The organism is Streptomyces sp. NPDC051183 (assembly GCF_040682455.1).
Lineage (GTDB): Bacteria > Actinomycetota > Actinomycetes > Streptomycetales > Streptomycetaceae > Streptomyces.
Map to the genome: position 1 here is coordinate 43,648 of NZ_JBFBBA010000049.1, position 6,919 is coordinate 50,566.

Below are 6,919 nucleotides of genomic sequence, written 5' to 3' on the forward strand. Positions count from 1 at the left end.
CGGATCAGGGCCGGGCCCGGGTCGCCTGGCACCCCCTAGCCGTCCAGGTGCCCCGTGTCGTTCCAGCGCTCCAGCGCGGGGGCACCGTACGCCCAGCCCAGGACCGACAGCGAGGTCGGGTCCAGGCGGATGCGGGCGCCGAAGGAGGCGTCGAAGCCGAGCCAGCGCGCGGCCAGGGTGCGCAGGACGTGGCCGTGGGCGAAGACCAGGACGTCGCGTTCCGCCGAGCGGGCCCAGGTGACCACCTCGTCCGCCCGGGCGGAGATCTCGGCGACGGACTCGCCGCCCGGGACCCCGTCGCGCCAGATCAGCCAGCCGGGCCGGACCGCCTGGATCTCGGCCGGGGCCATGCCCTCGTAGTCGCCGTAGTCCCACTCCATGAGCGTGTCCCAGGACTCGGCCTGCAGTCCGAAGCCGGCCAGGTCGCAGCTCTCGCTCGCGCGCACCAGGGGGCTGGTGCGGACCTCCAGACCGCGCAGGCCGTTCCACGGGTCGCGGGCGAGGCGCTCGCCGAGCAGCTTCGCGCCCCTGCGGCCCTCCTCCAGCAGGGGCACGTCGGTGCGTCCGGTGTGCTTGCCGAGCTGGGACCACGCCGTCTGGCCGTGCCGGGCCAGGAGGATGCGGGGGGCCATATGAGTTTCTCCCGGTCCGTAGGGTTCGCATGAGCTGGTGTACATGGGCTGGTTTGCACGAGTTCGCGCATCTTTGCGGCGATTCTGTCGTCCACCCATCATCCATCACATGAACGCCGGGCAACCTCCCCCGCCTTACACACGTCTTACGTTGTATGACTAATCGGCAGCAGCCCCCTCGATGGTGGGCCGAACTGCTGCTCCTGGGACTCGTCTACGGCGCGTACTCGGGTGGCAGACTCCTCGCCCGGGGCGACACCGGACTCGCCGTCGAACACGGACTGGCGATCCTGCGCGCCGAGGAACTCCTGCGGATCGACTTCGAACGGCCGCTCAACCGGCTGTTCACCCTTCACGGCTCGCTGGGCATACCCGCCGACTTCATGTACGCCTCGCTGCACTACCTGATCACCCCGGCCGTACTGGTCTGGCTCTACCGCCGCCGCCCGCGGCAGTACCGCGCGGCCCGCAGCTGGCTGATGGCCTCCACCCTCCTCGGGCTCGTCGGCTTCGCCCTGATGCCCACCTGCCCGCCCCGGCTGCTCGACCCCGCGTACGGGTTCGTCGACACGATGGCCCGCTTCAGCGACTACGGCTGGTGGGGCGCCGAGGCCAGCGCCCCGCGCGGGCTCGGCTCCTTCACCAACCAGTTCGCCGCCATGCCGAGCCTGCACGTCGGATGGGCCCTGTGGTGCGGGGTCGTGCTCTGGCGCCACGGACGCCACCCGCTGACGCGGGCCTTCGCCGTCGCCTACCCCGCAGCCACCACCCTCGTGGTCATGGGCACGGCCAACCACTACTTCCTGGACGCCGCCGCCGGGGCCGCCGTGATGGGCATCGGCTACCTCGTGGCGACCGCGCTGTCCGCACGAGCAGGCGGTTTCCGCGGTAAGTCCACGATTGTCAGTGGCGGATGGGACACTTCCGCGGGTGAGCTCCTACCCGCCCAGCGGCCCGCAGCAGAGAACTCCGCAGACGACGCTCCGGCAGCGGCTCGCTGAGCTGCGCGGTCCCGCCGTGCCCCCGCGCCCGCTCGACGCCCGCGCGCTGGCGGCGCTCGCCGCCAACCCCGGCTGCGGCAGACGCGCCCTGCTCGACGGAGCGGGCGTGGACAAGACCGCCCTGGCCGCGGCCCTCGGCTCACCGGCCGCCTTCGGGCAGTCGCAGTTCGCCATCGTGCGCGGGAACTCCTTCGAGGCCAAGGTCAAGGGCGACGGCGGCGCCGAGCTGCTGCGGCTGGTGTACGAGCACCTCGGCGCCGGAGCCGAGCCGCCCGGGCCCGACGCCAGGGTCCCCGACCTCACCGCCGCCGGACCCGAGGGCCGGGCCGCGCGCACCGCGCTCGCGCTGCGCGAAGCCACCGCGGCCGGCGGCTGGACCCTGCTCGACCACCCGATGCTGGCCCTGGAGGTGGCGGGCACGCCCGCCTACCTGGAGCCCGACGCCGTCGTGGTGCACCCCGGCGGCCGCTGGACCGTCGTGGAGATCAAGTCCTTCCCGATGATCGACGGGGCCGCCGACTCCGCGAAGGTGGGCGCCGCCGCACGCCAGGCCGCCGTGTACGTGCTGGCCCTGGAGACGACCGCCGGGAAGCTGACCGGCGCCGAGGTCGGGCACACGGCGCTGCTGGTGTGCCCCAAGGACTTCTCCAACGTGCCCACCGCGGCGCCCGTCGACGTCCGCCGGGAGCGCTCCGTGACCCGCCGCCAGCTGGAGCGCCTCGCCCTGGTCGAGGAGCTGGCCGCGGAGCTGCCCGAGGGGCTTAGCTTCGACCCGGCCCGGCCCGCCGCCGAGCTGACCGAGGCCGTTTCCGCCGTCGCCGCCGCCTACGCCCCCGAGTGCCTGGCCGCCTGCGAGCTGGCCTTCCACTGCCGGGAGCGGTCCCGCGCCGCCGGGGAGCCGACCGCGCTGGGCCGTTCCGTACGGGGCGAGCTGGGCGGGCTGACCACCGTCGAGGCGGCCCTCGCCGCCGCGGCCGGCGGGCCGTGCTCCGCCGAAGGCCCCGCAGGGGATCCGACCGCGGCCGCGCTGCACCGGGCGGCCCGGCTGCGCGCCGAAGCCCTGGACCTGGCCGCCGCCCGGCCGCCGCACCACGCCCCGGAGGGCCCCGAATGCCCCTGCTGAGCACCCTGGCCCGGCTGGAGGCGGTCCGCGCGGGCCGCGCCCAGCCGCTCGCGACCGTACGGCACCGCCATCTGAGCGAGCGCCCGCTGGTCCTCGTACCGCTGACCACGGCCGGCGAGGCGGGGGCTCCGCTCGGCGCGATGCTGGGCAGCGACCGGGACGAACCGCGGATCCTCGTCATACCGCAGCCCCGCGACCGGGACCTGCGCTGGGGGTTCCTGGCCGAACTGGCCGCGCAGATCGTGCCGTACCTGGACGCGTACGCGGACGTCGTGGAGCCGGCCGAGCGGACCGAGACCGACCCGGAGAGCGGCAAGAAGGTCAAGGTCGAGGCCGAGCTGTGCGTGGACGCGCCGCAGATCATCGTGCCGAGCCGGTCGGGCATCGAGTACGTGCGCCTGCTCGGTCGGTCCATGCGGTTCCGGCGGACGGCCGAGGAGGATCCCGAGAACCCGTACCCGGCGCCCGCCCAGGTCCCGCTGCTGGGGCGCTGGTTCACGCACCTCTCCGAACGTTCCCGGGTGCCCGGGTCCTCCATGCTGCTGTCCGCCACGGAGCTGCTCGGGCGGCACTGGGCGACCGGCCAGAGCAACCTGGAGGACCAGCACCTCGGCGCACTGCTGGGCTGGATCGACCCGCCCGAGGGCGCCTCGGGAGCCGAGTGGGCGCTGCGCGTGGAGCTCGCGCGGGACGGCGACGGCCAGTTGCTCCACCCGCCGGCCGGGCCGGCCACCGACCCGGCCTTCGACAACAAGCTGCTGGCCCCGGCCATCGCCCGGTTCGACGCGGCCCGGGCGGCGGGCGGGGCCCGCGACGGCGCCCACGCGCGGCTCGCCGAACGGGCGGTCCACGCCCTGGTCGCCGAGCAGATGCGCGACACCTGGCGGCAGACCTGGCAGGCGGTCGACCTGCTGCGCTCGCTCCCGCCCGGCGAGCGGACCGAGGAGCGCTGGACCCGCGACCGTTGGTCCTTCACCGGCCACCGGGACCGCGTCCGCGCGGGCGAACCGCCGCAGCCGCGCCGGGACGACGCGGTGACGGCGGCGCAGAAGCTGGCCACGCGCGAGACCGAGCAGGTACGCCTCGACGCGCAGGAGGCGCTGGACGATCCGCTCGTCATGGCGGGCCGGCGCCACGCGGGCGAGGCCTTCGCGGGCGAGGTCACCGAGGTGGTGATGGAGTGGACGGAGGCGAAGCGGCCCCGCCCGCGCCCGCTGGTGACGGTGGCCACCGAGGACCGGCCCCAACTGGCGGACGGGGGCGGCGGGAAGGTGTTCCGCTCGCTGGACGGGCGCCAGCAGGCCTTCGAGTTCGTCCGCCGCGAGGAGGACGGGCAGCTGGTGCTGCGCGTGCTCGACAAGATGGGTACGGGCCGGGAGCCGGCCGAGGGCTCGGTGCCCGAGAAGGGCGACCGGGTGTGCTGGACGCTCTTCGAGCACGACGCGCGCGGCGGCCCGAAGCTGCCGGACCCGGAGCACACCCCGTGGACGCACGGCGGGCCCCCCGGGCACCTGAGCTCCGTACCCCTGCCCGACGCCGTGACCGACGAGGACCTGCTGTGACCGCCTTCGACCCGGGCGCGGCCGCCGCCGAGGCGACCGCCGCCATCCTGCGCGACACCCTGCACGGCACCGAGCGGGGCGTGGTCGTCGACTCCCCGCCCGGCGCGGGCAAGTCCACGCTCGTGGTCCGCGCCGCGCGCGAGCTGGCCGCGGCCGGACGCCGGCTGATGGTGGTGGCGCAGACCAACGCGCAGGTGGACGACCTGGTGCTGCGGCTCGCCGACAAGGACCCGGAGCTCAAGGTCGGCCGACTGCACAGCAGCGACGGCGACGCGTACGACCCGGCCCTGCGCGAGCTGCCGTCGGTGGTGCTCTCCGCCAAGCCGGGGGACCTCGCCGAGCTGCCGATCACCATCTCCACGGCGGCGAAGTGGGCCTACGTCAAGGACGTGGAGCCCTGGGAGCACGCCATCGTCGACGAGGCGTACCAGATGCGCTCGGACGCGCTGCTGGCCGTGGCCGGGCTGTTCGACCGAGCGCTGTTCGTGGGCGACCCGGGGCAGCTGGACCCCTTCAGCGTGGTCGGCGCGGAGCAGTGGGCCGGGCTGTCCTACGACCCTTCGGCGTCGGCGGTGTCCACCCTGCTGGCGCACAACCCGCAGCTGCCGCAGCACCGGCTGCCGGTGTCGTGGCGGCTCCCGGCGACGGCCGCGCCGCTGGTCTCCCGCGCCTTCTACCCGTACACGCAGTTCCGCAGCGGTACGGACCACGGGGACCGGAGCCTGACGTTCGGGGTCGCGGGCGACGGCTCGGGCCCGGACCGGGTGCTGGACGAGGCCGCCGAGTCGGGGTGGGGGCTGCTGGAGCTCCCGGCCCGGCACACGCCCCGTACCGACCCGGAGGCGGTACGGGCGGTGGCGCTGGTGGTGCGCCGGGCCCTGGACCGGGGGGCGGTGTCCACCGACGAGCAGTCGCCGGGGCCGGTCCCGCTGACGGCCGACCGGATCGCCGTCGGCACCGCCCACCGCGACCAGGCCGCGGCGGTCCGCGCGGCGCTGACGGCGCTGGGCGTCACCGGGGTGACGGTGGACACCGCAAACCGGCTCCAGGGCCGCGAGTACGACCTCACGGTGGTGCTGCACCCGCTGTCGGGCCGCCCGGACGCGACGGCCTTCCACCTGGAGACGGGCCGGCTGTGCGTGCTGGCCTCGCGGCACCGGCACGCCTGCGTGGTGGTGGCCCGGGCGGGCATCGCGGAACTCCTGGACGACCACCCCTCGACGGAACCGGTCCAGCTGGGCGTGACGGTGAAGTTCCCGGACGGCTGGGAGGCGATGATGTCCACGTGGGATTTCTGGTCCAACCACCGTGTCCCGTGGCGGCCGTAGCGCCTGGTGGCCTCAGGAGCCCGTCACTTCGTCCATGAGCATCCGCAACGTCAGGGAGCGCTTCTCGGGCGGCAGGGCAGCCAAGGCAGCCCGCGCATGGGGTATCGCCGAGATACGGGTCAAAGGGGCAATGAGTTGATCTTGAAGCCCTGATGGCTGTTCAGCTCTCCGTTTCATCCTCGGCAAGGATGCGGTAGACGGTGGCGACCGAGGGGCGCTTGCCCTGGTTCTTGCCCGAGGTGATGACGAGCTTGCGGGCGATCTCGGGAACGGGAACCCCGCCTGCCCGCAGCAGAACCTATCGCGAAGGGCTTTGTGCGAAAGCTGCTTTGCGAGAGGTTGTGAGAACGAAGATCAGGGGCAAACCGGACTTGGTCCGGTGGGGGTCCGCGATCTCTCAGAACTACTCATTTCTGCGAGCACGAAGCGTGACAGCCTCCACCAACGGTCATCACGCGGTGGGGTCGTTGTCGATCTGGAGTTGGTTCACCCACTCCTGGACCGCCGCGAGGCCGCGAGCTGCGCTGGATACCTCGTACGCGAACCTGGCCACTCCTCCGGAATACGCGGCTCGTCGGGCCGGAGGTGTTCGGCGCTCCCGTCCCCGGGCCGGTGGTACCGGCGGGCTGCGTCGGTCCCGTACCGGCGGGTGGCGTCGAGCAGCGCGTTGGGTCGAAGCGTGACGAGTGTGCAGTCGACGCGGGCCTCGTCGTCACACACCCCGTGGGTCGCCCCGGCGCACTGCCCGGCCTCGCCCTCGTCGAATAACGCGATGGCCAGACCGGCACAGCCCACAACACGGCCAGACGCTCATCGCCAGGATTGTCGAGCCAGCCGAGCTCCCGCTGACAGTCACTCTCTGCCCGTAAACGGCATCCGAGGGCTCCGGGACGGCGGTTGAGCCAGCCTTCCTCCGGTTCCGGTCAAGTTGACGACGAACCGGTTGCCGCATGCATCGATTCGGTAGGTTCGCTTGGTCATCTAAATGATCATGCTTCAGTAGGGGGAATCTTGCATTTACGGGGAAGACTGCTCGCGGCTCTGTCGGCGGTAGCGTCGGCCGTGGTCCTGCCGCTGGCGGCGGCGTCGCCTGCCAGCGCCAGCGCGCCGGTGCAGAGCTGTAACGAAACCCATCAGGCCCGTATCTTCTTCTGGGCGGTGGCGTGCACCCAGCCCGGTCAGCCGGTCCTACGTTGTTGGCATGGGTTGAACGGGCCGTCGTAAGGTCCAGAGATCCAGAGACACCGGGTATGGCTTTCAGCCGGTTGCCCCT

The 6,919-nt window shown here is 73.2% G+C and carries 5 protein-coding genes; 4 read left to right on the top strand and 1 reads right to left on the bottom strand.

What is annotated here, in order from left to right:
* Positions 1-35 precede the first annotated feature (35 nt).
* Positions 36-632: a histidine phosphatase family protein gene (locus AB0M99_RS32055; RefSeq protein ID WP_365926700.1), complete on the bottom strand. Its 597-nt coding sequence runs from the start codon at positions 630-632 to the stop codon at positions 36-38.
* Between the two features lie 155 nt (positions 633-787).
* On the opposite strand from AB0M99_RS32055, the gene AB0M99_RS32060 reads away from it, so the two are divergent.
* The 4 genes from AB0M99_RS32060 to AB0M99_RS32075 are packed head-to-tail and all read left to right on the top strand — an operon-like array spanning position 788 to position 5,646.
* A complete protein-coding gene (locus AB0M99_RS32060) occupies positions 788-1,633 on the top strand; it encodes a phosphatase PAP2 family protein (protein ID WP_365926702.1) in 846 nt (281 codons plus the stop codon).
* Positions 1,563-2,756, top strand: coding sequence for a hypothetical protein (locus tag AB0M99_RS32065; RefSeq protein WP_365926704.1), 1,194 nt, complete (start codon positions 1,563-1,565; stop codon positions 2,754-2,756). The genes AB0M99_RS32060 and AB0M99_RS32065 overlap by 71 nt, the downstream gene beginning before the upstream one ends.
* Positions 2,744-4,318 carry a hypothetical protein gene (locus tag AB0M99_RS32070; protein WP_365926705.1) on the top strand — a complete coding sequence of 525 codons (1,575 nt, stop codon included), beginning with the start codon at positions 2,744-2,746 and terminating at the stop codon, positions 4,316-4,318. Before AB0M99_RS32065 ends, AB0M99_RS32070 begins: the two co-directional genes overlap by 13 nt.
* On the top strand, positions 4,315-5,646 hold the full coding sequence (locus AB0M99_RS32075; protein ID WP_365926707.1) for an AAA domain-containing protein: 1,332 nt from the start codon (positions 4,315-4,317) through the stop codon (positions 5,644-5,646). Before AB0M99_RS32070 ends, AB0M99_RS32075 begins: the two co-directional genes overlap by 4 nt.
* Positions 5,647-6,919: the final 1,273 nt, after the last annotated feature.